This is a genomic window from Clostridium kluyveri, assembly GCF_001902295.1.
GTDB classification, from domain to species: domain Bacteria; phylum Bacillota; class Clostridia; order Clostridiales; family Clostridiaceae; genus Clostridium_B; species Clostridium_B kluyveri_B.
In genome coordinates this window covers 3,130,226-3,156,964 of record NZ_CP018335.1, presented here as the reverse complement: position 1 = coordinate 3,156,964, position 26,739 = coordinate 3,130,226, and the positions used below count along the sequence as shown (strand labels likewise).

The window sequence follows — 26,739 nt, the reverse complement described above, 5'->3', positions numbered from 1 at the left end:
TGAATATGTGTTACGATTATTTGAAAATAATAATTATGATAGAACATATATTATAATTTGATATATAGAATTTATTTTACAATAAAACAGAAAAGTATTACACTTAAATGTATGAAGGAGGTGCTTTTTATTTGGAACGTTCTATTAAATTAGGAAATGAAAAAGTAAGTAAATTGCTGCTTGAGTTTTCTATACCAGCTATAGTTGGTATGCTAGTGAATTCATTATATATTGTAGTAGATAGAATGTTTATAGGAAGAGTTGTAGGAGCTATGGCTATATCTGGAGTGAGCTTGACCTTTCCCATAGCAATTATGGTGATGGCTTTTGGTATGTTGGTAGGTATAGGAGCTGCCGCCAGAATATCTATAAAACTTGGGCAAAATAATAAACAGGGAGCTGAACATATATTAGGTAATGCACTAGTACTTCTTATAATAGTGTCTATTATAGTAACTGTATTAGGGCTTATATTAGTAGATCCTATGCTTATAGCCTTTGGAGCAAGTAATAATACCATAAGTTATGCCCGGGAATTTATTACTATAATACTTTGGGGCTCCATATTTCAAATAATAGGATTTGGACTTAATAATGTAATAAGATCAGAAGGAAATCCTAAAAAAGCCATGACCACAATGCTTATAGGAGGAATAACAAATATAATACTGGATTTTGTATTTATATATATATTTCATTTTGGCATAAAAGGAGCCGCTTTTGCTACTGTTACCGCTCAATGTATAAATATGATATGGGTGTTATACTATTTTTTAAAGGGAAATAGTATGCTTAAGATAAAAAAAGAAAATTTAATATTGAAATGGGAAACGGTTATAAGTATATTTTCCATAGGTATGTCTCCTTTTGCCATGCAGCTTGCAGCCAGTGTTGTAAATATAGTATTGAATAGGAGTCTTGGAATATATGGAGGAGATCTGGCCATAGGTGCCATGGGAATAATAAATGGAATAGTTACTGTAACTCTTATGCCCATATTTGGAATCAACCAGGGATCTCAACCGGTAATTGGGTTCAATTATGGAGCAGAGTTATATCCTCGTGTAAAAAAGGCATTGAAGCTGGCTATTATAGCGGCCACTGTAATATCTACTGCAGGAGCATTATGTGCTCATATTTTTCCCAATATTTTGGTAGGGTTTTTTAATAAGTCAGATGCTAATTTAACTAATATAACAGTAAATGGAATAAAAATATATATGTTATTATTTCCTGTGATAGGATTTCAAGTGGTAAGTTCTAATTTTTTCCAAGCTATAGCAAAGGCAAAAATTTCTATGTTTCTAGCACTTTCAAGGCAGGTAATAGTTCTTATTCCAATGCTTTTTTTATTACCCCGTATTTTTGGACTTAACGGTGTATGGATGGCAGCACCTGTATCCGATGGAGTAGCTTCCATACTGACAGGAATATTTTTAATGGTTCAAATCAAAAAACTGAATTCTAAGGATAAAATGGATTCATCTGGTGATAATATATCCCTAGGAGAGATATAAGTATTTTTGGATTTTTAAGGAGAGGAGAAATATGAACTTATGGAGAAACGCTATGACTCTACTATACTTGGTGAGGTCTATGAAAAATCGATGAACAAGTCAGAAAGAAAAGAAAGGGGAAGTTTTTATACCCCTTATTTTATAGTAGAATATATAGTAGAAAATACCTTGTCAAATTTAGACGTTAAGTTAAATCCTTTTGTTAAAGTACTGGATCCTTCCTGTGGAAGCGGCTATTTTTTATTGAAGGCATATGACATTCTAATGAAGAAATTCAATGAAAATTTAGAAAGCATACGATGTAAATTTAAAGATGAAAGGTATATTATTGAAACTAAAAATGGATTGAAAAATATATATGGGTTAGAATACTGGCAGTATTCTAACTTGAGTTATCATATACTTAAAGAATGTATATACGGGGCAGATTTAGATGAAAAAGCTGTAGAGCTTGCCAAAATAAATCTGCTAGGAAAAAGTGGAATTAATTTTGATTTTAAAAATAATATTATATGCTGTAACAGTCTGATAAGATGGGAGAGAGAACATAAGGAACATGAATCTTCATATATGGGAAAGTTCTGGGAGCAAAAATATGACTATATACTTGGAAATCCTCCCTGGGTTTCTTTAAGCAGAAAGCATAAAAAGGACATAGAGGATAATTTGAAGGAGTACTATAGTAAAAATTACGAGGGTAATACATATTTGCCTAATTTGTATGAATATTTTATAAAAAGATCTATGGAAATTTTAAAGGTAGGGGGAAGATTTGGGTTCATAATTCCAGATAGATTGGCAAGTAATCTTCAATATAAAGATTTCAGAAAAAAATTGCTTGAAAGATATAATATAATAAATGTTGTATTTGAAATAAAATTTCCGGAGATAAATACAGATACTATGATTATAATAGCTGAAAATAAGTATAGTAGACACAATAAAATAAAAGTAAATGTATATAAAAAAAGTATATATAATGTAGAACAAAATGAATATATAAAAAATTTAAATTGTGAATTTTTCTATTATCACAGTAGTAAAAGTTTACATATAAAAAATTTTATTGATAAAAACAGCCTATTACTTGGTGATATATGTAAAACCTTTACAGGATTTATAGGATATAAGGAAAAAATAACTTCTTTTAGGTTAAATAAAAATCAAGTTGAAATATTAAAGGGTGAGAATATAAAAAAGTTTCACATATCAAATAATTATTACTATGATTTTATTCCCTGCAACATAAAAGGAGGAACCAGTGATATAAAAAAACTTACAAGCAAAAATAAAATAATTATAAGGAAAACAGGAAAACATTTAATAGCAGCTTTAGATACAAAAGGGAGTATAATAGAACAATCACTATATGGTATAATATGCTTGGATAAAAGGTTTTCTCCCTATTACATTCTAGGGTTATTGAATTCAAAATTAATTCAATGGTATTATGTAAATTTTCTAATAACCAATGCTAACTCTACCCCCCAAATCAAAAAATTTAGTTTGGATAGGGTTCCTATAATAAATTCTAGTGATGTATACGCAAAGAATATAGAAAAATTAGTGAGTAAATTGATTCACCAAAGAGAACAAAATGATATACTTGAAAAAAAGTTAGATGAGTCAATATTTGAGTTATATAACATTGATTATAATTATAGAAGTATTATATTGAAGGATATAGAAAATATGATAGGATTGAAAAAAGGAGGGAACAATGTATGATTACTTTAATCGGTATTATAATGATAATTTTAACTTTTTGCCTTACATTATCAGTAATAGGAGTTATAGTGCTGCCAATGGTAGGAATAGTAATGGCTATAGCTTTATTTATGGCACTAATTGGCATGGCCTTTAAAATAGTATTTTCTCTTCCCTTTTTAATAGTAATTATAATACTGTATATTTTATATACTGCAAGAAAGTAGACAAGCTATAAACCCAATATATCATAACTGTGTATTAGGATATATTGTTAACTTTTTTAAAACATAAATATTGACTTATTACATATATAATGATAAGATAATTACGTAAATTTACTAAATTTTTCGATAAATCATTCGTATAATCTTGATAATATGGTTCAAGAGTATCTACCAAGGCACCAAAAATCCTTGACTATGAGTGAATCACGGGAAGGTAATATTTTTTATTATTTTCTAATTTGGATTGCCCGTAATTCATATTAGAAATTTTTTTATTTTTGGAGGTATTAATATGAATGTTGAAAAAACCAAGCTGGACTCATTTTTTAAGTTAACAGAAAATAATACCAGTGTAAAGACAGAAATTATAGCGGGAATCACCACCTTTATAACTATGGCCTACATAATTTTTGTAAATCCCAATATACTTATGCAATCAGGGATGAATTCTCGGGGACTTATGGGAGATGCAGCTGTAAAAGCTGGATTATCCGTAGCAAATGATCCTCTGGTGGCTTCTGTATTTGCGGCTACCTGTATAGCTGCGGCAATAGGAACTCTTATTATGGCACTCTATGCAAATCTTCCTTTTGCACAGGCACCGGGAATGGGGTTAAATGCATTTTTCACTTATAGTGTTTGTTTAGGTATGGGATATACATGGCAGCAAGCTCTGGCAGCAGTCTTTGTTTCGGGAGTAATTTTTATAATAATTACTGTAACTTCTATAAGAGAAAAAATTGTTGATGCCATTCCACGAAATTTAAAATTTGCCATATCAGGCGGTATTGGACTTTTTATAGCCCTAATAGGTCTTAAAAATTCAGGTATTATAATATCGGATCCTGCTACATTGGTTGCTTTTGGAAAATTGACTAGTCCTGGAGTACTGCTCGCTATTATAGGTATTTTAATTACAGCTGTACTTATGGCAAGGAATGTTAAAGGGTCAATATTGATTGGGATAATTTTAACTACAATAATTGGCATACCTTTTGGAGTAACCCATCTTGCTGGAATAAAGGTAATAAGTGCGCCACCTTCACTGGCACCTACATTTCTAGCTTTTGATTTTAAAGGTCTCTTTAGTGTGGAAGCAGGAGTAATAGGGGCCATTACCAGTGTACTTACAGTAATCATTACATTTACTTTAGTTGATTTATTTGATACTATAGGAACTTTGGTTGGAACAGCTGAAAAAGCAGGTATGGTTGATGAAAATGGAAAGTTCAAGAACATGCATAAAGCTCTTTTTTCAGATTCAATAGCAACTACTGTTGGCTCAGTGCTTGGAACCAGTACTGTTGTTACATATGTAGAATCTACATCAGGGGTGTCAACAGGTGGAAGAACAGGACTTACTTCTGCTACAGTAGGAATATTATTCATACTTGCATTGTTTTTCTCAGGGATAGTTGGAATAGTTCCAACACAAGCTACAGCTCCAGCGCTTATAATTGTAGGAGTGCTTATGATGGGAGCAGTTACTAAAATAGATTTTAATGATTTTTCAGAAGCGCTTCCGGCTTTCTTTGCTATAGCATTCATGCCATTTAGTTATAGCATAGCAAATGGTATAGCTGCTGCGGTAATATTCTATCCAATAGTTAAGATTGCTACAGGAAAATACAAGGAAGTTCATCCTATAATATATGTACTTGCAATATTATTTATATTTAGATTTGCCATGCTGGCATAAAATCCATGTTAAATCTATTTGAACTTATTATTGATATTTTAATTAAAAAATTTTGAGTAAATGCAGGGTAAAGCTCGTTGAAGACTAATAGTTTTCAACGGGTTGTTTTTATCCGAAGGCTACCATTGCTAATACCCCCATCTTCTTCAAAGTGGGGATAAGCACTGCTACACCCCTGGATAAGTTCTTCCCCTAAAGGATAAGTATTCTAAGTGCTAAAGACACTAAGAATACTGTTAATAAGGTTCAGCTGGAGAAAGGTATTCCTTACAAGCAAACTCCACCTGAACTTAAGAATCACTTGATTTAATGTTAAAATTCGACTAGTTGTTAATAGATTGTTAAATCATATTGGATTGAAATTATATCTTTAATAATTTATGATATTAAAGAGGATAATTTTAGGTGGTTTATATGAAAAAATGTATTAAATTTGTATTGTATTTTATAATTGTTGTATTTTTATTCACTTTAATAACAGAAATTCAGATAATTTATTTTGGGAAAAATGCAAAACCTAAAAAATCAGATTGTATAATTGTGCTGGGATGCAGGGTTTATGGCAGCACTCCAAGTCCTTTTCTCATATGGAGGTTGAATAAAGGTCTTGAGCTTTATGATAAAGGCTATGGAGATTATATAATTGTTTCTGGGGGAAAAGGTCCGGGAGAAAATGTATCAGAAGCCAAAGCTATGAAGAATTATCTGGTGTATAAGGGAGTGGATTCATCAAGGGTAATAATGGAGGACAAATCTATGTCTACCATGGAGAATTTATCAAATTCTAAAAAGATAATGGAGGAGAAAGGTTTTAAAACTGCAGTAATAATATCTAATAAATATCATTTAAAAAGAGCATCTTTAATGGCTGAAAGCCATGGGATAGAGGGAAGTTATTCAGGAGTATTTGTGTATCCCTATAAGAACAGGGAAATTACAGGGTATATCAGGGAAATACCTGCCCTGTGGAAATATTATTTGTATAAACTTTTTAAAATATATTAATATCATAAAATATACCTTATAGCTTGGCTATAAGGTATGAATTTCAACATGTATTAATCTACGAAACTATTCCAGTAATTTGAATAATCAAGGACTATTGAATCTGCCTTTGCATTCTTTACATTATAGTAATCAGCTAGTCCCTTTATAAAATCTTCTGCTGGTATTCCAGATTTGGATATTAAATCTGTTACCTGCTTTTTTATCTCTTCGGGTATATGGGAAAGGCAGTAAGTAGTATTCATTTTAATAAATCCTCCTCTATAATATAAGTATTTAGTAAAACACATATTATAATTTTAAATATTATATAACTTATATTTCGATTTAAGTATACCACTTTCCCCATTAGAATTCAATATAGAGTAGGCTAATACCAAAATGTTTATCCGAAGGCTAGAATTAGCTGTACCCCCATCTTCTTCTTTTTTCAAAATACTGTAATTTAGGCATTCTAAAGAGTTCTGAAAAAATTCAAGATACATTCTGCTATTAATTTATGACCTGTTTTTGTGGGGTGTATGCCATCTATAAATAGAGAGCTGTTATCCGTTGTTTTTAATTGTTCAAGAAAGCAGGTATAAAGATCTATGTAATAAATATTATTTTTGGTGCAAAAGTCCAATATCCAATTTCTATAATGGTTCAGTAGAATATTTATTTTATCATAATCTACAGTTCCGTCCCATTTTCTTTCAGCCAGTGTTTTATCTATGATGGGTTCTGTGCCTACTATAGGGATTATTCCTTCATTTAAAGATTCTTTTATTATTTCAGTTAAATTGTCTGTTACAAGTTTTAGACGTCTGCCAGCCATAAAGTCATTAGAGCCTCCAAGTATAATTACATGAGTCGGATGATTATTAACCACATCTCTATAGGAACGGGATGACATTCCAGGCATGGTATCTCCATTTATTCCTTTGTTCAAAACTTCAATTTTTAATAGATCCCTTATAAGAGATACCCAACAATCTTCTTTAAAGACTCCATATCCCGAAGTTAAACTATCTCCTAGGCATATTAATTTCATTGAAAATACTTTTCCTCCTTGTAATAAAATTTTTTAGTTTTGATATTATCACAATAATGTTCGTAATGGTATGAACATTATTACTGTAAAATGTAGTGCGATTTTAAAATACACGAATATTGAATCGAAAATTAAGTCTAATATATTGAACTATATAATTTCATATGTTAATATAATTATATCATAAACAAATAAAGTATCCATATAATCCTAATAATGTGGTTTAGGAGTTTCTACAGGAAGCCGTAAATTTCCCGTCTATGGATGAATTCCTTTAAAGCTTGATGTTCTTTGTTAAGTTTTAAATTAATTTGTCGATTTTAAGGTTTCATATAGATTCAAAGTTATGAGTTTATGAAATCTTTTTTTATATTTATGAAATATTTTAGGTTCAGATATGGAAAAATAAATATCAGATGAAATACCTACCTGTTTTTTATTTAATATATCTCTGAAACCTATAAAATTTTAAGGAGGATTCAGATGAAAGTTGCAATTATATTTGGCAGTAAATCTGATATAGAAAAGATGAAAGGTGCTGCTAAAGCCTTAAAAGAATTTAATATTGGTTATGAGGCTTTTATTTTGTCGGCACATAGAGTACCTGAAGAGCTTTTACAGACTATAGAGAAATTAGAGAGGGAAAATTGTGAATGTATTATTGCCGGTGCTGGACTTGCGGCTCACCTTCCAGGAGTCATAGCATCTAAAACTGTTATTCCTGTTATAGGAGTTCCACTGAATGCAGCACTTTCTGGGCTTGATTCTCTTTTTTCAATAGTTCAGATGCCAAAATCCATACCTGTAGCTACTGTTGGAATAAATAACAGTTATAATGGAGGTATGCTGGCAGTACAAATTTTAGCACTTAAGTATCCTGAAATTAGAGAAAAATTGGTTGAGTATAGAAAAAATATGAAAGAAAAATTTATAATGGAAAATGGAGAAGGGGTTGAATTGTAAAGATGAAAAAAGGAGAAATGATTTATCAGGGAAAAGCAAAAAAAGTGTATGAAACAGATGATAAGGATAAAGTAATAATTTATTATAAAGATGATGCTACAGCATTCAATGGTGAAAAAAAGGGACAGATTACTGATAAAGGAATACTTAATAATAATATTACTTCCAGTTTGTTTGAGCTGTTAGAAAAAAATAACATACCAACTCATTTTGAGAAAAAATTGAATGATAGAGAGCAGCTCTGTAAAAAAGTAGATATAATACCACTAGAGGTAATAGTGAGAAATGTAGCTGCAGGAAGTATGGCAAAAAGACTGGGTCTTGAAGAGGGAACACCTCTTAAAACTACTGTGTTTGAATTAAGCTATAAAGATGACAGTTTGGGAGACCCGATTATAAATGATTATCATGCAGTTGCAATAGGAATTGCCACCTGGGATGAACTTAAAACCATATATGACATGACAGCTTCCATAAATGATATACTTGAGTTGTTTTTTAGAAAACTAGGTATAAAACTTATAGACTTCAAATTAGAATTTGGAAAATTTAAAGATAAAATAGTGCTTGCAGATGAGATATCTCCAGATACCTGCAGATTATGGGATGCAGTAACCAATGAGAAATTGGATAAGGATAGATTCAGACGTGATATGGGAAATGTAAAGGAAGCTTATGAAGAAATACTAAGAAGAATAAGTGACAACTAATTTCATTCTACTATTTATGGTAAAAAGGAGAGAAATTTTAATGAGTGGTTTAAATGAGCAATTTAATGAGTGCTCCTGCATTGATATGGAAGAAGATAAATTTAAGGATGAGTGTGGAGTATTTGGGGTATTTTCTAAAAATAATATAGACGTGGCATCTTTGACCTACTATGGCCTTTATGCTCTTCAACATAGAGGGCAGGAAAGTGCAGGAATTGTAGTTTCAGATGGAAGTGAATTAAAGTATCATAAGGAAATGGGATTGGTTTCTGATGTATTTCACAGGGAATTGTTAAATGGACTAAAGGGTAATAGTGCAATAGGACACGTTAGATATTCTACTGCAGGAGCTAGTAGTTTGAATAATGCACAACCTCTTATAGCACAGTATAAATTAGGTTCTATTGCTATAGCCCACAATGGAAATTTAGTAAATGCGGATATTATAAGGGATCTTCTAGAAGAAGCAGGATATATCTTTCAAACATCTATAGACACAGAAATTATTTTAAGCCTTATTGCAAGGGGATCAAAAAAAGATATAGGAAAAGCTGTAGTAGATGCAGTACAGGCGGTTAAAGGTTCCTATGCCACTGTAATTTTAACAGAAAATGAGCTTATAGGGGTAAGAGATCCAAATGGAATAAGGCCGCTTTGTATGGGAGAATTGAATGGAGATTACATACTCTGTTCCGAAAGTTGTGCCCTGGATTCCATAGGTGCTAATTTTATAAGGGATGTAGAGCCGGGAGAAATTGTTATAATAAATAAAGAGGGGGTTACATCCATAAATTTTGCAGAAAAGACAAAATGTGAAACCTGTTCTTTTGAATATATATATTTTGCAAGACCGGATAGTACCATAGATGGAATAAATGTATATACTTCAAGACTGAAAGCTGGAAGAATACTTTACAGGGAAAATCCAGTAGAAGCAGATGTGGTAATCGGGGTTCCTGACTCTGGCATACCAGCTGCCATAGGATATTCAGAAGAATCAGGAATACCCTATGGTATAGGTTTTATAAAAAATAAATATGTGGGAAGAACTTTTATATCTCCTTCTAAAGAACTTAGATCTAAAGCAGTGGCTGTAAAACTTAATCCTCTTAAAGTAAATGTAGAAGGTAAAAGGGTGATAATTGTAGATGATTCAATAGTTAGAGGTACTACCAGTAAAAAACTTGTGGAAATATTGAGAAGAGCAGGAGCTACAGAAGTGCATTTTAGAGTTTCTTCCCCTGTAGTTAAATATCCCTGTTATTTTGGTATTGATACTCCTTACAGGAATGAACTTATAGGTTCCAATGCTAAATTAGAAGAAATAAGAGATGAAATAGGAGCGGACAGCCTTGGATATATAAGTATAGATGGAATTTTGGAAGCTCTTGATTATGGTGATGATGAAAATAAGGGATATTGTCTTGGATGTTTTAGTGGGGTATATCCTATATCAGCCCCTATGGAGAAAAATAAAAATTATTTAGAGTAAAGGAAGGTATACTATGGTAACATATAAGGATTCTGGTGTAAATATTGAAGAGGGGTATAAGTCTGTAAAACTTATGAAGGAATATTCTGCGCAGACTTTTATTCCAGGAGTTTTAAATGGACTTGGAAGCTTTGCAGGTATGTTTGAACTTGGCAAGTACAAAAATCCAGTACTTGTATCTGGAACAGATGGAGTTGGAACAAAGCTTAAAATAGCTTTTGAAATGAAAATATATGATACTGTAGGAATAGATTGCGTTGCCATGTGTGTTAATGATATTTTATGTCATGGTGCAAAACCACTGTTTTTTCTGGATTATTTGGCTTGTTCCGATTTAGAGGCAGAAGTAGCAGCGGAATTGGTTAAAGGAATATCGAAAGGATGCATGGATGCAGGTTGTGCACTAATTGGGGGAGAGACAGCTGAGATGCCGGGCTTTTACTCCAAAGGAGAATATGATATGGCAGGATTTGCTGTGGGAGTTGTGGAAAAAGACAATATAATAAATGGAAGTACTGTAGAAGAAGGAGATGTACTTGTTGGAATAGCCTCAAGTGGAGTACACAGCAATGGATACTCTTTGGTTAGGAAACTTGTAGATAACTTTCAAGTTGACTTCTTTGGAAGTGCCTTGGGCGAAGTGCTTTTAACTCCTACAAAGATATATGTAAAACCAGTCTTAAAACTTTTGGAGAAGTTTAAAATAAAAGCCATGGCTCACATAACAGGGGGAGGTTTTTATGAAAATATACCGAGAATGTTTAAAGAAGATTTTACAGCGGTTATAGATAAAAATAGTTTTGAGATGCCTGAGATATTTAAATATATAATGGATTTAGGTGTGGATGAGGAACATATGTACAATACTTATAATATGGGAATAGGCTTTGTACTTTGTGTAGATAGTAAAGATGCTCCAAATATAATAAAGGATTTGAATGAGATGGGGGAAAAAGCCTATATCATTGGACATGTGAAAAGAAGGGAAAAAAGGGTATGTTTAAAATAGCAGTTTTGGCTTCAGGGGGAGGTACTGATTTTCAGTCCATAATAGATGCTGTCCATAGTGGGTATTTAAAAAATTGTATTATAGATATTTTAATAAGTGACAGGCCTGGAGTGTATGCTCTGGAAAGGGCAAAAAAAAATAATATTGAATATCACGTATTGGATAGAAAAATTTATAAATCTAATATCTCCGATGAAATACTGAAACTTTTACATAATAGAGTTGAATTAATAGTGTGTGCAGGCTGGCTTTCTATACTAAAAGGTAATTTGATTTCAAAATTTAAAAATAAAATGATTAATATACATCCTTCCCTTATACCTTCCTTCTGTGGAGATGGCATGTATGGCATAAAGGTTCATGAAAAAGTACTGGAACATGGAGTTAAAATATCAGGGTGTACCGTACATTTTGTAGATGAAGGTACAGACAGCGGACCTATAATATTTCAGGAGGCAGTACCTGTATATTTTGAAGATACTCCAGAGGAACTTCAACAGAGGGTGCTAAAGGAGGAGCATAAAGCTCTTCCAAAGGTAATTAAGCTAATTTCTGAGGATAAAGTAGTAGTGGAAGGGAAAAGAGTAAAAATTTATAAATAAAGTAATTGGAGGCTTAAATATGATAAATCGTGCATTAATAAGTGTTTATAATAAAGAAGGCTTATTGGAGTTGGCACAATTTTTAAAAAATAAAGGAGTGGAGTTAATATCCACAGGAGGTACCTATAAGTACCTGGAACAAAATGATATACAGGTTACAGAAGTGTCAAAAATTACAGGTTTTGATGAAATATTAGATGGAAGGGTAAAAACTCTTCATCCAGTTATACATTCAGGTATACTTGCCAAAAGAGATAATAAAGAACATATGGATACCATAGCTAAAAAGGATATTTTTCCTATAGATATGGTAGTAGTAAACTTGTATCCTTTCTTTGATAAAGTAGATGACAATATTACCTTTGAGGAAAAGGTGGAATTTATAGATATAGGCGGGCCTACCATGATAAGGGCTGCTGCTAAAAATTTTAAGGACGTAATAGTAGTTACAGATGTAGGAGACTACTCAAAATTAATTGAAGAAATAGATTCAAAGGGAGATGTACCCTATGACTTTAGAAAAAGATTGGCGGGAAAAGTATTTAATTTAATGTCTGCTTATGACGGGGCTATAAGCAATTTTCTGCTGGAAGAAGAGTATCCCGAATATTTAAGTCTTTCTTATAAAAAGATGGATAATTTAAGATATGGAGAAAATCCACACCAGAGTGCAGCTTATTATACTGCCACAGCAGGAACTGCCCCTATGAAAGATTTTACCCAGCTAAATGGTAAACAGCTTTCATATAATAACATAAAAGATATGGATATAGCCTGGAAAGTAGTAAATGAATTTGAAGAAATATGCTGTGTGGCAGTTAAACATAACACTCCTTGTGGTGTGGCACTTGGAAAAGATCTGTATGAAGCTTATGTTAAAACCTATGAATGTGACCCTACCTCGATTTTTGGAGGAATTATAGCTGTAAATAGAAAATTGGATGTAAAAACTGCAGAGGAAATATCAAAAATTTTTGTTGAAATAGTTATTGCACCGGATTTTGATGAAGAAGCTTTAAAAGTATTGATGGAAAAGAAAAATTTGAGAATAATTAAATGCAGTGTAAAACCAACTAATAGTATGGAAATAGCTAAAGTAGATGGAGGAATACTGGTGCAGTCTGCGGACGACAAACTAGTAGAAAACATGGAAGTAGTTACGGATGAAAAACCTTCAAAAGAGGAAATAGATAATTTGATTTTTGGAATGAAAGTATGTAAATATGTAAAATCAAATGCCATTGTAGTAGTTAAGGATTTTATGGCTAAAGGTATTGGGGGAGGCCAGGTGAATAGAATATGGCCTACTTGTCATGCACTGGATAGGGCAGGAGATGGAGTAGTACTTGCATCTGATGCATTTTTCCCATTTAATGATGTAGTTTGTGAAGCTGCAAAATACGGAATAAAGGCAATAATTCAGCCAGGAGGTTCTGTAAGAGATAAGGACTCCATAGAAGAATGCAATAAAAATGGAATATCAATGGTATTTACAGGGGTAAGACATTTTAAACATTAAATTACAAATTGTGAGTTGTGAACTGTAAATTGTGAATTGTGAATTGAAAAGGGGTGTATATAGTGAAAGTACTCGTAATTGGTTCAGGAGGAAGGGAACATGCTATTTGCTGGAAAATAGCACAGAATCCCAAAGTAGATAAAATATTTTGTGCTCCTGGAAATGGTGGAACCCATGCGGAAGATAAATGTACTAATATAGATATAACAGACATAGAAGAGCTTGTAAACTTTGCACTTGAGTCAGAAATAGATTTAACTGTAGTAGGACCTGAAAACCCGCTTATAGAAGGTATGGTAGATAAATTTAGAAGTAAGGGATTGAATATATTTGGACCTACGTCAAAGGCTGCAATGCTTGAAGGAAGTAAAATTTATTCTAAGGATTTCATGAAGAAGTATGGGATTAAAACTGCAGAGTATGGTGTATTCAATGATAAAGATGAGGCTTTGAAATACATTAAAGAATGTGAATATCCAGTAGTTATAAAGGCAGATGGATTGGCAGCAGGAAAAGGTGTATCCATATGTAAAAATTATAAAGAAGCCCAGTTTACAATAGAGGATTTTATGGTTAAAGACATATTCAATGGGGCAGGAAAAAATGTAGTTATTGAAGAGTTTTTGGAGGGAGTGGAAGCTTCCATACTTACAATAACAGATGGAAAGAGTATTATTCCATTTATGTCTGCAAAGGATCATAAACAGATTTATGATGGGGGCAAGGGACCAAATACTGGAGGTATGGGGGCTATATCTCCAAACCCTTATTGTAGTAAGGAAGTATTAAAGGATTTTGAGAAAAATATAATGAATCCCACATTAAAGGGAATACAGCAGGAAAACTTGGATTATATAGGAATAATTTTCTTTGGAATTATGATAACTAAAAAAGGTATTTATCTTCTGGAATACAACGTAAGAATGGGTGATCCTGAAACCCAGGCAGTACTTCCTCTAATGAAAAGTGATTTGGTAGAGCTTATAGAAGCTTCCCTAAAAAGAAAACTTGACAAATTTGATTTACAGTGGGAAAAGGGTGCCTGCTGCTCGGTAGTAGCCGCCTCTAAAGGCTATCCGGGGAAATATAGTACTGGTTTTACCATAGAAGGTATGGAAAACTCAAATAATATTTTTGCAGCAGGAGTTAAAATAAAAAATGGAGAGTTTATAACATCTGGAGGAAGAGTTTTATCTGTCTACGGACTTGGAGATGATTTAAATAAGGCGATTGAATCAGCGTATAATAATTTGAAGGAAGTAAGTTTTCAAGGAATGTATTTTAGAACTGATATAGGACGATAATTTAAATTAAAAACTGACCACCTTGTTTTTGTAAGGGGGGTCAGCTTTTCTATTTAGATTTATAAATTATCAATGGAAATTTTATAAATATTATGTTACAAATTTAGTACCCGTATCTTTTCCAGTGGAAATAATTTTAAAATAATAGTAAAATAGTACCTATATTGTATGGAGGTATAATTTTATGGGTAACTCAGAAAATAGGCGTAGAAAGAAAAAAAGGAAAAAGAAAAAGAGTGTTTTAAAATCACTTGTTTTATTTCTAATATATGAATTAATAGTATTTATTATTGCAGGTCCTATATTGGTATTTTATGGACCTTTTAAGAATGTAAAAAGCCAGGTAGTAGGCACGGCTATGGCAACTTTCAGCCATCAGTATATAGCTACCATTTTTTTGTCTGATGATGAGATAACTAAAATACTCAATCAGGGAAAAAGCGGAGAAACTACCAGTGCGGAAAAAGAAAATCCCAATGGTGTAAATATAAGTCATGAGGGTGATAATGATATTAAAAGGTATGATATAAGTAATAGGAAATTTGATGGTTATATTCTTGAAATAAATGATCCAAAGAGAATAAAGGTGGGATATACCAGCAAGTTAAAAGAAGTAGGGGAGAGAACCAGTGAAATAGCAGAACGTAATGGGGCTGTAGCTGCTATAAATGGAGGAGGATTTACAGATAAAACCACCAGCGGCAAGCTGTGGGTGGGAACGGGAGCTTATCCTGAGGGAATTGTGATATCTGGGGGAAAGCTAATATATAGTGATGTTAACTATTCAGAGAAAATAAATGTTACAGCTTTTACTTCAGATGGCAGACTTATAGTTGGGGATCATACCCTGCAGGAACTTTTAGACAAAAATGTACAGGAGGCAATTTCTTTCAGGAATTCTCTAATAATAAATGGAAAGACTGTATCTGTAGAAAATGAGGGCTTAAATCCCAGAACAGCTATAGGACAGAAATCAGATGGGACTATAGTAATGCTAGTTGTAGATGGAAGAAAGGGATTGAAAACAGGTGCCTCCTTAAAAGAAATACAAAACATACTCTTGCAGCAGGGGGTAGTTAATGCCAGCAATTTGGATGGAGGTTCCTCTACTACTATGTATTTTAATGGGGAAGTAATAAACGATCCTTGCGATTGGAATGGAGAGAGAACCGTGTCTACAGTATTATATGTGAAGCCTTAGAGGAGAGTGTGATAGATGAAAAAACTTAAGAGAATAATTATGTGGACTTTAATTCCAATAATTATAGAGGTGACAGCTCTTTTATTTATGGATAAATTTTATTTTAATGATGAGTCAAACTTCAACATAAAAAAAGTAGATATATCTTCAAAGAAGGAACCCAACAAAATTAATGTGAAAGTTCCAGAGGATGCAAAGGATATAAAAATTTCTCACAGTGGAGAGTATATATCCTACTATAATGGTGAATCACTAGTTGTAATTGATACATCAAATAATGATAAAAAAGAAGTAACTTTAGCCAATGGTAATGAATTATCCTATTATACCTGGTTTTTAGACACCAATAATATTCTTATAGCGGAAAAATCCATTGAAGGAGAATCCAGCTATTTAAAATTTGAATCCTATAATCCTAAAAAAGATGCTACCTATACTCTAAAAAAGGATGAAAGTAGCGAAGCATTATCTATACTGCTTCCAGATGAGGAATATGAAGTTAAAAATATAGCCTTTTCCGGAGCAAGTAATGTAACTTACGTAAGTTCAGGGAGAGAAGGAGCAAGAAGCAGAATATACAGAGTAAATATTATGAATCAAATGAATCTAGTTAATTTTGTAAACTGTGAACTTGGAAATATAAAAGCTGTAAATACAAAAAATGGTGATGAGCTAATCTATGAGGACAGAACTTATAACAGGATAAGAACTGGAAAAGGTGGAGTAATAGCTACAGGAGAAAATGCAATGCACTATCTATTAAACACGGATAAAGAAAATAATGTTTATATAGGTAATGGAGATAATGATAAGGTAAATAAAATATTTGTAACAGATCTCCAATCTACTGGTACCAACTGGAAGACCCATGCATTGTCAGAATATGTGGATAAGAATAATATACATATTACAAGGGCTGGTAAAATATATATAGATGATCCTGTCAATAGTCAGGTAAAAGAGATTACCACAGGTCAGGTCACCAAATATTCGGGAAATCTAATAGCCGTATATGATTATGGAGTAATTAGTGAAAGCAGCAATAAGATAAAAAGTAGTTTATTTTAGTGAGATACTTTAAAGTAATATAGTTTACCATCTTCTATGGAATAATCCACAAGTTTATTATCGTACAAATAGTTTATAAAGGCACATATGCCTGCAAAATTTAAGTGGTATTGATGAAAATCCAGGGATAATTCATTTAATATGGTGATATTTTCAAGTATATCCTCCCTGGTTAAGGGTTGGTCTAGGAGAGCTAATATTTCATCCTTGTATTTATATATATTTGTAATATTAGCCTGGGTTAAATTAATTATTTCGTCTTTGGTTAGTATTTTTTCAGAATGGCTTATTACAAAATAATCTGCTTCCAATTCTTTTATAGTATTTAGAGAGGACAGGCTATCTTCTATATTATATAAGTAAGGTAAAGAATATTTATTTAATATTTCACTGCTGAATATAGAATCTCCGAGAAAACAAACTTTTTCCGGAGTAACTATAGCTATATGGTCTTTAGAATGGCCAGGCAGTGAAATTATGTTAAATTTTTCATCGTTTAATTTATTAATACCATAATCTAAAATAAAATCTACATCTATGGACTTATTAATTTTGTTGAATGCCTTTGAAGGATGGCAGCATGAGAGTATGGAGGAAAAGAGACTTGGATTTTCCATAAATATTTTTTCACCTTTTGAAGTATATACCAGGCAGCCAGGATAATTTTTTTTGAAATATGGATTGCCGCCGCAGTGATCCATATGACTGTGGGTATTTATTATATATTTGGGATGGAGATTATTTTCAATCAGTATAGTTTCTATTTTTTTAGCATCTCCGTTATTTATACCGGTGTCTATAATCAAGCAGTTCTTATTTTTAAAGGTGAATATTCCACAGTTGGTTGGTGCATCTATGTAATAGGTGCTTCCTTTTATTTTGTTTAAATTCATTTTGTGACACTTCCTTATATTGTTGATAAAATTAGTATATATCTAATCATATCATATTCCACTATGTAATCAAGGTAACTGAATGTTGATTTTGAAATTTTAATGATACCATGATATAATTTTTAAAGAGGTTTTTTACTGACAATGAAAATTTATGTGGAGGTATTTACTATGGAGTCAGCTATGACAAATTTATTAACTCTTTTAGGGTTTATGGGTGTTATTCAGGGGTTAGGAATGAAATACAGTAAAACAGTTAGAGAAAAATTTAGATTGGATGCAGAAGGTGTAGATAAAAAGTATGTAAATTTCAAAGTGAATTTTCTTATTGTATTGGGAGCTGTGATATTAATAGTTCAATTTGTTTCATATTATTATTCACCACTTGGAAGTAATATGGATATATTATTATCGGCATTTTTACTTTTAGCTATTACTATAGATTTTATGTATAAAAAATCCAGAATTAGAAAAAATCAAAAGAAATAAGCTTAAAATAATATACTACATACTATATAAATGAGCAAAATTATAATAAAATTTGCTCATTTAATTATATAATGGTTAGTTGCCAAACAGCGTGTTAAAATTATTCCAAACTTGTGCTTTGATTTCTTCATAAGGGGTGTTTTTTATAAAAGAAATCCATTTTATTATATTTTTTACCTCATTTGGATATATATATTTATTATTTTTTAAAGCTGTTGGTCCATCAGTTTCGGTGAAAATTCTATCTAAAGGAAGTAATTTTACTATTTCATTGGTAAGGCTGGAATGACCTATATCAATACTGATTGTAAAATAGCAGCCGTAATCTAAAAGTCTTTTTAATGTATCCAAATCTCCGCTGTACCAATGAATAATAGGTGTCCTTAAGTTATATTTTTTTATAGTCTGTAGTACCTCACTTTCAGCTCCTTTTGTATGTATGTTGGTAATTTTATTATATTTACTAGCTTTATCTGAAAAGTATTCAAAAACTCTATTCATATAAGGAAATTTGTCACTTTCTAAAATCCAGTGATAATCAAGACCTATTTCACCAATGACCCTGCACTCTTTTATATATTCATCAAAGGTATCTAGGTTTCTGTAGTTTTCATGAGCTTCCCAGGGGTGAATTCCAAAACAGGGGATTACGTTTTGGTGGGATATACTTAAATTTTTAGTGAAAAGGTAACTTTCCAGATTCATGGAACAACCCAGCGTTTTAATATTATCACAGTCTATTATGTTCAACGCCTTATTTAAATTCAAACTGTCCTCATAAAAGTCTAAATGGTTATGTGCATCAACAAACATATTTTACCTCCATATAAATTATTTATTTTCATAGGAATCTAATTTTTTAATTAAATTATGCTTCAATATATAATCTGAATACTCTAATTGATTTAATACATTTTCTTTTTCTGTTTTAAGTATATCATTTTTTGAGGTTTTGCTGTCTGTATTTATATCATAATATGCATCATCTTGAGAGGAATAGTAATAATTTTTATTTATAAAAGATCCATTTCTAAATATAACACTTTGATTTTCAGCGTTGAATAGATCTTTTCCCAGCATTTCTTTCTCAGGTAAGTCAAATAAATTGCATACAGTAGGATATATGTCCATTTGTCCTGCATAAACAGAGTTTACACCTTTTATGGATTCATCAGGAAAGTGGATAAACATAGGAACTTTTTGGAGTTTCTCCCATTCCACATCAGAGTGAGAACTTTTATTTAAGTATTTAAAAAGCTGCAATTGTTTGTCTTTGGGTATTGCATGGTGATCCCCATACAATATTACTACAGAATTTTTCAATATGCCTTCTTTATCTAATTCATCAAGAAATATTCCAAGCTGTTTATCTGTGTAATGTATAGCCTTTATATAATTACCTATAAGGGTATCCTTAAAGTCACCCGTATCAAAATCTCCATACTTGCTTACATCGTCAAAGGGAAAATGACTTGTAAGTGTTATTAAAAAGGCATAGTAGGGAGATTGCATTTTGCTTAGCTTATCTAAAGACTGGGTAAGAAAGGATTTATCACTTAACCCAAGTCCTATGGAGTCATCCTGCTTATAGCTGCTTTCACCATAAAAGGTGTCAAAACCAAATTTTTGATACATTATATTTCTATTCCAGAAACTTTCTCTAAATCCATGGAAGGCAGCGGTAGAATAGCCTTTATTCTTAAAATTTTTAGGCATTGCATTATAATAGTTGCCAGAGTAAAGAAAATAAGCTGCCCCTGCTGAAGCAGGATACAATGAGGTATTTGTCATAAACTCTGCATCAGAAGTTCCGCCAGCGGCTGTTTGATAGTAGAAGTTATCGAAGTATTCAGACCTTTTTATCCACCTATTCAAATTTGGAGTTATTTCCTGACCATTAATAGAACTATTTATAACAAAGCTCTGCAGGGCTTCTACTTGAATCATCATTAGGTTTTTATTTTTAGCAATACCCTTTAAATTTTCATGACTGGATCTATTTAATACCAAGAAGTTATGTATTTCATCTAATTTTTCTTTGGAAACGGGAACCAGTTTATTTATATTTGCATAAATGGTGTTACAAATATCCAGACAGTGATAATTCAGTATACCTAATTTTCTCGATATATACACCTTATTATACATAGTACTTAAAAGTCTAGGTTGTTCTTTAGATAAATTATAAAAACTCCTATAATTCATTAAAAGTCCTAATATGAGTAATATTGAAGATATTGACGACCTAGAGTTTAAGGAAAGTTTCTGGTTGCCTTTGGCCGCATATTTATTGATAAAAGGAATTATAAATAAAATATCAAAAAGATATAAAAAATCCTTAAAATTAATTAAGTTAATTACGCTGGATTTTACTGCATTTAATTGGAATCCACTTATCAACACAGGTATAGATATAAGATCTTTGAAATATCTAAAATAAATAGAATTACTAATTATAGAAATACTTATTATAACATTACATAGATATAAAAATCTGGCACGCCCTTTATTTTTAAAAATACAGGCTATGGAAGTAAAAATTAGCACGGAAGCAATAACTGGAATGAAAAGTTTGGCGGAAGATATGTATCCGGTTTCTATATGGCTTCCATATATTAAAATTTTAATTGTTACAATAACTATAAAAAAAATTATATCTATAAAGTCTAAAAGAGAAAAATTAAATTTATTCATAGCAATTACCCCCATTTTATGAATTTATCTGAATATAATTATAATAAGATATCTAAAAATAAATGACAAGTTAAAGATAATAAGGATATTTCATATATATTTACCATATATTCCGGTAAATATTTTAAGACGCAATTATAAAATAATATGTTAATAAAATGAAAGAATTTTTTATATCTATTTACATAAATGTTGTAGTGTAGCATAATATATTTGTTATAGGAAAGTTAAAAGAACAAGGAGGGGCATATTTGATGACAGAAAAAAATGATAATCAAGAACAGCTCTCAGTAGATGAACAAGCTAAACAGCAGTTCTTAGAGGAACTTAAGAATAAAAACATGGAAGAAAAAAGAAAATTAGAAGAATTTAAAAATCAACAGGAAAAAAATCAATCGGGAGATGAACTGGAAAATATAGATGAAGATAACATAGCTGATGAAGATAGAGAAGAAAAGATTGCTGATGAATCGGTAAGTGAACTTGAGGATGTGGACTCAGATGAAGAAGTGGAGCCAGAGAAAAAAAGTGCAAGTGAACATGATGTGGTTGATGTGGAAAAAGATGAGTTAAAACATGCTTTGGAACATATAGATGAAAATGATGGTTCTAATACAGAAGATGAGGCAGAAGAAAATCATCAAAAAAATGATGTAATTAAATTAGAAGATAAAGTACAACAAAATGAAGATAATATAAATAAAGATAAAATAATTAAAGAGGATAAAAAGGTTTCCCGCAGCAAATTTAAAATAGTATTTTTGCCTAAAACTTTAAAAGCATCTATAATAGATACGGCTGTAACGTCAATTGTTTCTTTGGCAATTCTGTATTTGCTTGATGTTATTTTAAGACTTGTAGGATATCAGGTGTCAGATATGAAAGGCATGTATATACTGATATTTATAATAGTATTGATCTTATATCCTTTTGTGATGGGTAAATTTAAATATAAACAGACTATAGGACAAAAATTTAGTTAAATATTAAAATGAGAAGGGGAAGATTGTGAATTGAGAAAGGGTAATGAATATGAATTTTATATAGAAAAGCTTAAATTTCCATATATAGGAGTGGCACAAAAAGATGGAACAACTGTATTTATAAAGAACACTCTTCCGGGTCAAAAAATAAAAGCTAGGATTAGTAGAAAAAAGAAAAACTACCTGGAAGCTAAAGTAACAGAAATAATTGAAAACGTAAAATATGCAGAAAAGGTATCATGCCCACACTTCTCCCTTTGTGGTGGCTGTGTTTCTCAATTTATACCCTATGATAAACAAATTGAGCTAAAAGAACAGCAGGTTTTGGATTTGTTTCATTCTGCAGATATTAAGGACTTTAAATTTTTAGGAATAGAAAAAAGTCCTGAAGAATTTGAATACAGGAATAAGATGGAGTTTTCCTTTGGTGATGAGGAAAAAGACGGTGAGCTTACACTTGGAATGCATGTGCAGGGAAGAGGATTTAGCATTGTAAATGTGGATGAATGTAAAATAGTTGATGAGGATTTCACATTGGTGTTAGATAAAGTTGTAAAATATTTTAGAAAAATGAAATTACCTTATTATAGAGTGAGAAGTCACAATGGATATTTAAGAAATCTAGTAATTAGAAAGGGAAAAAATACAGGAGAACTTCTGATAAATATTGTGACTACCTCTCAGATTGAATTTGATTTTGGTGAAATCACTGAAATTCTAAAGGGTTTAGAATATAAAGGTAAGTTATCAGGTATAGTCCATACTATAAATGACAGTCTATCGGATGTAGTTCAGGTAGATAAACTGGAAGTTTTATATGGCAGAGATTATATTATGGAAGAAGTTCTAGGCTTGAAATTTAAAATATCGCCTAAAACCTTTTTTCAAACTAATTCCAAGGGAGCAGAAAAGTTATATGGTATAGTTAAAGCGTTTTTAGGGGATGTATCCTCAAAGACAGTTTTCGATTTATACTGCGGCACCGGAACTATATCACAGATAGTGGCCTCTAGTGCAAGAAAAGTAATAGGAGTGGAACTTGTAGAGGAAGCAGTGAAATCTGCAAATGAAAATGCCTGTTTAAACAAAATAGAAAACTGCAAATTTATAGCTGGAGATGTGGCAAAGGTAGTAAAAACGCTGAGGGATAAACCGGATTTAATAATACTGGATCCACCAAGACCTGGAATCCATCCTAAAGCATTGAGACAAATTGTTGATTTTAATGTAAATGAAATAATCTATGTATCCTGTAACCCTAAAACCTTAGTTGAAGATTTAAAGGTTTTGATAGAGGGAGGTTACAAGGTAGATAAAGTAAAGCTTATGGATATGTTTCCGCATACGCCTCACGTTGAAACGGTAGTATTGATGTCAAGGGTTGAGAAATAAATAACTGAAAAGTGTAGAAAACAAGGGGTTTTGCGTGTTTTGCTGATTTGCAGAATGGCAGAACCCCTTTTAATTAGGCACTTGGCGGGAATGTATCAACTTTAAGAAAGCGAATAGTTGAGTTGACAGGATTGTTTTTGGGCGGGTTGAGTAGACAGAAATGTTGTAAAAATAGGCTAATCATCATATAATAAAATCATTGAAATGATGAGTAGCCATTTCAGGATTCATAACCGATTGCCAACTCAATATTGTACATATACTGGTTCTCCCCGGAATGAGTGAAGGACAGGAACATCCAACCTTCGGCTCTGGAATTGGGATTGTCTTCATATAGCCGCTGTAAAGCATAGCTGGTTATTATTACGTTGGCCATATAAATTTGATTTACAGTGGGGAGTGATTTTTGAATACTGAGTGTTTGGGTCGAATCATAGAGCATTTCCTGTTGAACTTGTTTTTCCATGTGTTCTTCATAAGAATCGATACTTATATCCACGACAGGACTCCATTGGTCTATCCGTTGTATGTAATCGGATAAAAGTTTCCGCAGCTCTCTTTTTTGAGAGGGACTGCAATCTACGTAAAGCGATAAATGCAATACTGGCTGGTTGTTATTCATGACGATACCTCCTTTGGTAGTATCACATATTAACTCTACACGCCAGTAATAGCAAGGCGTACTATGAACAATAGTATGAAGTTTATTAATTTAAGTTAAGGGGGTAAATGTATGAAATATTGGACAATACAAACGAAAGACGTAATTGAAACTGTTAATGAGAAAGGTATTTTTCAACCAGATTTTGATAAAAGTCGATATTTGAGTATAAATTCTAATTTGAAAGATTTATATTATTTTGTATTAAAGGCTTTTAATAAAATAAATGGTATGGATTTACATGGGGTGGTTTATGCTTTTGCACAAAGTGATGGTAGAAGGATAAATTCAATAAAAGATATCGATGAGTTTTGTGCGTTTATTAAAAATAAAAAAGCAGTAATAGACGGTTTATGGAAAATGATAGCTAAAGGTGATGTTGAAATTGTTGAATTGATTTATAACGAAGAGTTTAATCCCATATTCGTGGATATTAATGATTTTCAGTTTTTAATGCCACCGATTATGTATTTCCCTCCTTACACAAAACAATCTATTGACAGGATATGCGACGATATTAGTAAAGGTCAAATTAGAGTTTCGGAGTTTCCAAGTAATGTGATTCAAGCACATTTATCTTATATAAAAACTGAAAATATTGTAAATATTTATCCAATATTTGACTTGGATTAATTCTGATTTGTCTATCGGTTAGAAGGAGGTGTAGTGTGCCAGAAAATTCAAAAATACATTTTATACCTGCTGTACTAAAGCGAGAAAAACGGGTCGCTATTTATGCTAGGGTAAGTACAAGCGATGCGGAGCAATTAAAAAGCCTTGCTACACAAGTATCTGCGTTTACAAGATTAGTGGCATCTACACCTCAATGGCTATTGGTTGATGTTTACATGGATACAGCGCCTGGTAAAGCTGGCACAGCAAGAAAAGAATTCACTCGTATGATTGAAGACTGCAAGGCTCATAAAATAGAAATTATTCTTACAAAGAACATCAGTAGATTCGGGCGGGATACCGTTGAGATATTGGAGGCTTTAAATCAGCTAAAGGTTCTCGGTGTTCGTGTAATATTTGAGCAAGAAGATTTGGATACAGCAAATACGGACATTGATTTGATGATTTCTATAATAGAATCGCTTGCTCAAGCAGAGAATGAATCCAGAAGTGAGAATATAAAATGGGGCATCAAGCAGCGAGCCGCTAATGGCAGTTCAAAACTGTATGATCGAAAGTGCTATGGGTATAAGCACAATACTGACGGCGGCCTTATTATTGATGATGCCGAAGCTAAAAATGTAAGGCTGATTTTTGATCTTTACCTTCATGGCAAAAGTGTTATAGGCATTGTTAAAGAATTGAAGCAACTTGGAATTAATTCCCCTACAGGAAAAGATCAATGGTGTAAACGTACCATTGACGTGATGCTGAGCAACGAGAAATATATTGGTGCAGTTCGGCTCTTAGATTCCGGCAAACATGAAGTGCAGTATGTTTCAGAAAATAATAATCCGGCAATCGTATCAAAAGAAATGTTCCAAGCAGTGCAGATCGAAAAGTCTCGCCGGAGTAATGTGATTAAAGGTGAATATGGTAAACAGCGTAAAGATAAGAAGTACAGTTCCAAGAACAAGGAGAAGTAAAGGTAAAGAGAAAATGATAAATGAAGAACAGAAACAAGATATTATTGGCATATTAACTACACCAATAGAGTGTAGTGGCTATAGCAATGGAAAAATCAACATTACGAGAGATGGAGCAATAATAAGAACTACTCAAACATATTGGAGAAATAAAAATTACCCGCAAGGCTTAGATGAGGATATGTCAGATTTTTCTATTGGTTTTTATTCAATATTATATAAGGAACTTCTTAACGGTAAATCTGTTTTAAATGGGGATGATAACCTTTACAATGATGAATTTGCAGGGGACACGATGAATAGTTATGTAACTGTAGCCAAAAGAAAATCACTCAAGGAACCTACAGAGTATTTAAATGAATATAAAAATCAGTATCATTGTCTTGCTAATTTTTGGCTCATTCCAATGCATATTGGACGTACTTCAAAATATACACCAGATAAATTTAAAGAGTGGTCTAAAACAAGTTATGAATATAATATTGAAGATTATATGGATAGATTTTTAAACCTATATAAATGGAATTCATTACAATACAAGAGGTTGTATCCTAGTTATTTTGCAAAGATTAATTGTATTAAGGATTTTGCGAAAGTACACATATTTGTTGGAAGTTATACGTCTGAGAGTATGGAAGTGTGTAATTATAGCAATGAAAACAATGACGGGAAAGATGTTGTTGATAACATCAAAAGCAAGATTAAGTTGAGGGCAATAGCAATTTCTGAATCAAAATATGCTGATGAATTATGGAACTATTTTAATGAATTACATCTGTGTAAAAAAACTATGATAAAATAGCCTAATCACAATTGATATATGGATATGATAAGAATGATGTTAAACCGAATAATTACAGGCATTATATACACTTTGAGACAAAGTGTGAAATAGCCTAAAAATCACATGTTGAGTGTGTCGTATTGATGTCAAGGGCTGAAAAATAAAAGTGTATAAAACACTGATAAATAA

26 protein-coding genes and 2 riboswitches are annotated in these 26,739 nt (G+C 31.9%); of the genes, 20 read left to right on the top strand and 6 right to left on the bottom strand.

Going from position 1 to position 26,739, the window contains the following annotated elements; all coding sequences use genetic code 11:
• Positions 1 to 131: 131 nt before the first annotated feature.
• The 5 genes from BS101_RS15230 to BS101_RS15210 all read left to right on the top strand — a co-directional run bounded on the left by BS101_RS15230 (position 132) and on the right by BS101_RS15210 (position 6,155).
• Complete coding sequence (locus BS101_RS15230; protein ID WP_073539600.1) at positions 132 to 1,517, top strand: MATE family efflux transporter; 1,386 nt, start codon at positions 132 to 134, stop codon at positions 1,515 to 1,517.
• A gap of 39 nt (positions 1,518 to 1,556) precedes the next feature.
• Positions 1,557 to 3,245, top strand: a complete 1,689-nt coding sequence (locus BS101_RS15225) for a TaqI-like C-terminal specificity domain-containing protein (RefSeq protein ID WP_073539599.1) — start codon at positions 1,557 to 1,559, stop codon at positions 3,243 to 3,245.
• Complete coding sequence (locus BS101_RS15220; RefSeq protein ID WP_073539598.1) at positions 3,242 to 3,451, top strand: hypothetical protein; 210 nt, start codon at positions 3,242 to 3,244, stop codon at positions 3,449 to 3,451. Before BS101_RS15225 ends, BS101_RS15220 begins: the two co-directional genes overlap by 4 nt.
• A gap of 115 nt (positions 3,452 to 3,566) precedes the next feature.
• A riboswitch (purine riboswitch) is annotated at positions 3,567 to 3,667 on the top strand.
• 76 nt (positions 3,668 to 3,743) lie between these two features.
• Positions 3,744 to 5,150, top strand: coding sequence for an NCS2 family permease (locus BS101_RS15215; RefSeq protein WP_073539597.1), 1,407 nt, complete (start codon positions 3,744 to 3,746; stop codon positions 5,148 to 5,150).
• A 414-nt stretch (positions 5,151 to 5,564) separates the two neighbouring features.
• Positions 5,565 to 6,155 carry a YdcF family protein gene (locus BS101_RS15210; protein ID WP_073539596.1) on the top strand — a complete coding sequence of 197 codons (591 nt, stop codon included), beginning with the start codon at positions 5,565 to 5,567 and terminating at the stop codon, positions 6,153 to 6,155.
• A 53-nt stretch (positions 6,156 to 6,208) separates the two neighbouring features.
• Here the strand turns inward: BS101_RS15210 and BS101_RS15205 are convergent, their stop codons facing one another.
• Together BS101_RS15205 and BS101_RS15200 are read right to left on the bottom strand one after the other, a co-directional pair.
• Positions 6,209 to 6,400, bottom strand: coding sequence for a hypothetical protein (locus BS101_RS15205; protein ID WP_012103033.1), 192 nt, complete (start codon positions 6,398 to 6,400; stop codon positions 6,209 to 6,211).
• 209 nt (positions 6,401 to 6,609) lie between these two features.
• Entirely contained in the window at positions 6,610 to 7,188 is a 579-nt protein-coding gene (locus BS101_RS15200; protein ID WP_073539595.1) for a GDSL-type esterase/lipase family protein, read from the bottom strand.
• A 180-nt stretch (positions 7,189 to 7,368) separates the two neighbouring features.
• A riboswitch (purine riboswitch) is annotated at positions 7,369 to 7,469 on the top strand.
• A 202-nt stretch (positions 7,470 to 7,671) separates the two neighbouring features.
• Between BS101_RS15200 and purE the strand changes: the two genes are divergently transcribed.
• From purE to BS101_RS15155, 9 genes are all read left to right on the top strand, one after another.
• Positions 7,672 to 8,151, top strand: a complete 480-nt coding sequence (purE, locus tag BS101_RS15195; protein WP_073539594.1) for a 5-(carboxyamino)imidazole ribonucleotide mutase — start codon at positions 7,672 to 7,674, stop codon at positions 8,149 to 8,151.
• Positions 8,152 to 8,153: 2 nt separating this feature from the next.
• The gene (purC, locus tag BS101_RS15190; RefSeq protein ID WP_012103030.1) at positions 8,154 to 8,861 is read left to right on the top strand and encodes a phosphoribosylaminoimidazolesuccinocarboxamide synthase; all 708 of its coding nucleotides are present in this window, start codon (positions 8,154 to 8,156) and stop codon (positions 8,859 to 8,861) included.
• A gap of 40 nt (positions 8,862 to 8,901) precedes the next feature.
• The gene (gene purF, locus BS101_RS15185; RefSeq protein WP_073539593.1) at positions 8,902 to 10,353 is read left to right on the top strand and encodes an amidophosphoribosyltransferase; all 1,452 of its coding nucleotides are present in this window, start codon (positions 8,902 to 8,904) and stop codon (positions 10,351 to 10,353) included.
• Between the two features lie 13 nt (positions 10,354 to 10,366).
• On the top strand, positions 10,367 to 11,362 hold the full coding sequence (gene purM, locus BS101_RS15180; RefSeq protein ID WP_073539592.1) for a phosphoribosylformylglycinamidine cyclo-ligase: 996 nt from the start codon (positions 10,367 to 10,369) through the stop codon (positions 11,360 to 11,362).
• Entirely contained in the window at positions 11,350 to 11,964 is a 615-nt protein-coding gene (gene purN, locus BS101_RS15175; protein ID WP_073539591.1) for a phosphoribosylglycinamide formyltransferase, read from the top strand. The genes purM and purN overlap by 13 nt, the downstream gene beginning before the upstream one ends.
• Positions 11,965 to 11,983: 19 nt before the next feature.
• Complete coding sequence (gene purH, locus BS101_RS15170) at positions 11,984 to 13,483, top strand: bifunctional phosphoribosylaminoimidazolecarboxamide formyltransferase/IMP cyclohydrolase (protein WP_073539590.1); 1,500 nt, start codon at positions 11,984 to 11,986, stop codon at positions 13,481 to 13,483.
• A gap of 62 nt (positions 13,484 to 13,545) precedes the next feature.
• Positions 13,546 to 14,787: a phosphoribosylamine--glycine ligase gene (purD, locus tag BS101_RS15165; protein WP_073539589.1), complete on the top strand. Its 1,242-nt coding sequence runs from the start codon at positions 13,546 to 13,548 to the stop codon at positions 14,785 to 14,787.
• A 184-nt stretch (positions 14,788 to 14,971) separates the two neighbouring features.
• Positions 14,972 to 15,988 (top strand): phosphodiester glycosidase family protein, encoded by a 1,017-nt coding sequence (locus BS101_RS15160; protein ID WP_073539588.1) that lies wholly within the window; start codon positions 14,972 to 14,974, stop codon positions 15,986 to 15,988.
• Positions 15,989 to 16,003: 15 nt separating this feature from the next.
• Positions 16,004 to 17,056, top strand: coding sequence for a hypothetical protein (locus BS101_RS15155; protein WP_073539587.1), 1,053 nt, complete (start codon positions 16,004 to 16,006; stop codon positions 17,054 to 17,056).
• Here BS101_RS15155 and BS101_RS15150 read toward each other — a convergent pair.
• Positions 17,053 to 17,949, bottom strand: a complete 897-nt coding sequence (locus BS101_RS15150; RefSeq protein ID WP_073539586.1) for an MBL fold metallo-hydrolase — start codon at positions 17,947 to 17,949, stop codon at positions 17,053 to 17,055. The two genes, BS101_RS15155 and BS101_RS15150, sit on opposite strands and share 4 nt — an antisense overlap.
• 171 nt (positions 17,950 to 18,120) lie before the next feature.
• Between BS101_RS15150 and BS101_RS15145 the strand changes: the two genes are divergently transcribed.
• Positions 18,121 to 18,438 carry a hypothetical protein gene (locus tag BS101_RS15145; protein WP_242951300.1) on the top strand — a complete coding sequence of 106 codons (318 nt, stop codon included), beginning with the start codon at positions 18,121 to 18,123 and terminating at the stop codon, positions 18,436 to 18,438.
• Positions 18,439 to 18,513: 75 nt separating this feature from the next.
• On the opposite strand, the gene BS101_RS15140 is transcribed toward BS101_RS15145, so the two are convergent.
• Positions 18,514 to 19,251, bottom strand: a complete 738-nt coding sequence (locus tag BS101_RS15140) for a TatD family hydrolase (protein ID WP_073539584.1) — start codon at positions 19,249 to 19,251, stop codon at positions 18,514 to 18,516.
• Positions 19,252 to 19,269: 18 nt separating this feature from the next.
• Positions 19,270 to 21,132: an LTA synthase family protein gene (locus BS101_RS15135; protein WP_073539583.1), complete on the bottom strand. Its 1,863-nt coding sequence runs from the start codon at positions 21,130 to 21,132 to the stop codon at positions 19,270 to 19,272.
• A 254-nt stretch (positions 21,133 to 21,386) separates the two neighbouring features.
• Here BS101_RS15135 and BS101_RS15130 point away from each other — a divergent pair, with 254 nt between their 5' ends.
• The gene (locus tag BS101_RS15130) at positions 21,387 to 22,115 is read left to right on the top strand and encodes a hypothetical protein (RefSeq protein ID WP_073539582.1); all 729 of its coding nucleotides are present in this window, start codon (positions 21,387 to 21,389) and stop codon (positions 22,113 to 22,115) included.
• A 30-nt stretch (positions 22,116 to 22,145) separates the two neighbouring features.
• Positions 22,146 to 23,507 (top strand): 23S rRNA (uracil(1939)-C(5))-methyltransferase RlmD, encoded by a 1,362-nt coding sequence (gene rlmD, locus BS101_RS15125; protein WP_073539581.1) that lies wholly within the window; start codon positions 22,146 to 22,148, stop codon positions 23,505 to 23,507.
• Between the two features lie 220 nt (positions 23,508 to 23,727).
• Here rlmD and BS101_RS15120 read toward each other — a convergent pair whose 3' ends face one another.
• Positions 23,728 to 24,129 carry a hypothetical protein gene (locus tag BS101_RS15120; protein ID WP_073539580.1) on the bottom strand — a complete coding sequence of 134 codons (402 nt, stop codon included), beginning with the start codon at positions 24,127 to 24,129 and terminating at the stop codon, positions 23,728 to 23,730.
• Between the two features lie 111 nt (positions 24,130 to 24,240).
• Between BS101_RS15120 and BS101_RS15115 the strand changes: the two genes are divergently transcribed.
• Genes BS101_RS15115 through BS101_RS15105 form a run of 3 tightly spaced genes read left to right on the top strand, consistent with a single transcriptional unit; the run spans position 24,241 to position 26,568 of the window.
• Entirely contained in the window at positions 24,241 to 24,801 is a 561-nt protein-coding gene (locus tag BS101_RS15115) for a hypothetical protein (protein WP_073539579.1), read from the top strand.
• A gap of 35 nt (positions 24,802 to 24,836) precedes the next feature.
• Positions 24,837 to 25,766 (top strand): recombinase family protein, encoded by a 930-nt coding sequence (locus BS101_RS15110; RefSeq protein ID WP_073539578.1) that lies wholly within the window; start codon positions 24,837 to 24,839, stop codon positions 25,764 to 25,766.
• Positions 25,714 to 26,568: a hypothetical protein gene (locus BS101_RS15105; protein ID WP_073539577.1), complete on the top strand. Its 855-nt coding sequence runs from the start codon at positions 25,714 to 25,716 to the stop codon at positions 26,566 to 26,568. The genes BS101_RS15110 and BS101_RS15105 overlap by 53 nt, the downstream gene beginning before the upstream one ends.
• Positions 26,569 to 26,739: the final 171 nt, after the last annotated feature.

Coding starts and splice junctions, on each gene's coding strand:
- BS101_RS15205 (WP_012103033.1), bottom strand. CDS start 6,400: ATGAATACTACTTACTGCCTTTCCCATATACCCGAAGAGATAAAAAAG.
- BS101_RS15225 (WP_073539599.1), top strand. CDS start 1,557: ATGGAGAAACGCTATGACTCTACTATACTTGGTGAGGTCTATGAAAAA.
- BS101_RS15130 (WP_073539582.1), top strand. CDS start 21,387: ATGACAGAAAAAAATGATAATCAAGAACAGCTCTCAGTAGATGAACAA.
- BS101_RS15160 (WP_073539588.1), top strand. CDS start 14,972: ATGGGTAACTCAGAAAATAGGCGTAGAAAGAAAAAAAGGAAAAAGAAA.
- BS101_RS15210 (WP_073539596.1), top strand. CDS start 5,565: ATGAAAAAATGTATTAAATTTGTATTGTATTTTATAATTGTTGTATTT.
- BS101_RS15135 (WP_073539583.1), bottom strand. CDS start 21,132: ATGAATAAATTTAATTTTTCTCTTTTAGACTTTATAGATATAATTTTT.
- BS101_RS15140 (WP_073539584.1), bottom strand. CDS start 19,251: ATGTTTGTTGATGCACATAACCATTTAGACTTTTATGAGGACAGTTTG.
- BS101_RS15200 (WP_073539595.1), bottom strand. CDS start 7,188: ATGAAATTAATATGCCTAGGAGATAGTTTAACTTCGGGATATGGAGTC.
- purN (WP_073539591.1), top strand. CDS start 11,350: ATGTTTAAAATAGCAGTTTTGGCTTCAGGGGGAGGTACTGATTTTCAG.
- BS101_RS15115 (WP_073539579.1), top strand. CDS start 24,241: ATGAAATATTGGACAATACAAACGAAAGACGTAATTGAAACTGTTAAT.
- purH (WP_073539590.1), top strand. CDS start 11,984: ATGATAAATCGTGCATTAATAAGTGTTTATAATAAAGAAGGCTTATTG.
- purE (WP_073539594.1), top strand. CDS start 7,672: ATGAAAGTTGCAATTATATTTGGCAGTAAATCTGATATAGAAAAGATG.
- BS101_RS15155 (WP_073539587.1), top strand. CDS start 16,004: ATGAAAAAACTTAAGAGAATAATTATGTGGACTTTAATTCCAATAATT.
- BS101_RS15150 (WP_073539586.1), bottom strand. CDS start 17,949: ATGAATTTAAACAAAATAAAAGGAAGCACCTATTACATAGATGCACCA.
- BS101_RS15215 (WP_073539597.1), top strand. CDS start 3,744: ATGAATGTTGAAAAAACCAAGCTGGACTCATTTTTTAAGTTAACAGAA.
- purC (WP_012103030.1), top strand. CDS start 8,154: ATGAAAAAAGGAGAAATGATTTATCAGGGAAAAGCAAAAAAAGTGTAT.
- BS101_RS15220 (WP_073539598.1), top strand. CDS start 3,242: ATGATTACTTTAATCGGTATTATAATGATAATTTTAACTTTTTGCCTT.
- BS101_RS15105 (WP_073539577.1), top strand. CDS start 25,714: ATGGTAAACAGCGTAAAGATAAGAAGTACAGTTCCAAGAACAAGGAGA.
- BS101_RS15145 (WP_242951300.1), top strand. CDS start 18,121: ATGGAGTCAGCTATGACAAATTTATTAACTCTTTTAGGGTTTATGGGT.
- purM (WP_073539592.1), top strand. CDS start 10,367: ATGGTAACATATAAGGATTCTGGTGTAAATATTGAAGAGGGGTATAAG.
- purF (WP_073539593.1), top strand. CDS start 8,902: ATGAGTGGTTTAAATGAGCAATTTAATGAGTGCTCCTGCATTGATATG.
- BS101_RS15120 (WP_073539580.1), bottom strand. CDS start 24,129: ATGAATAACAACCAGCCAGTATTGCATTTATCGCTTTACGTAGATTGC.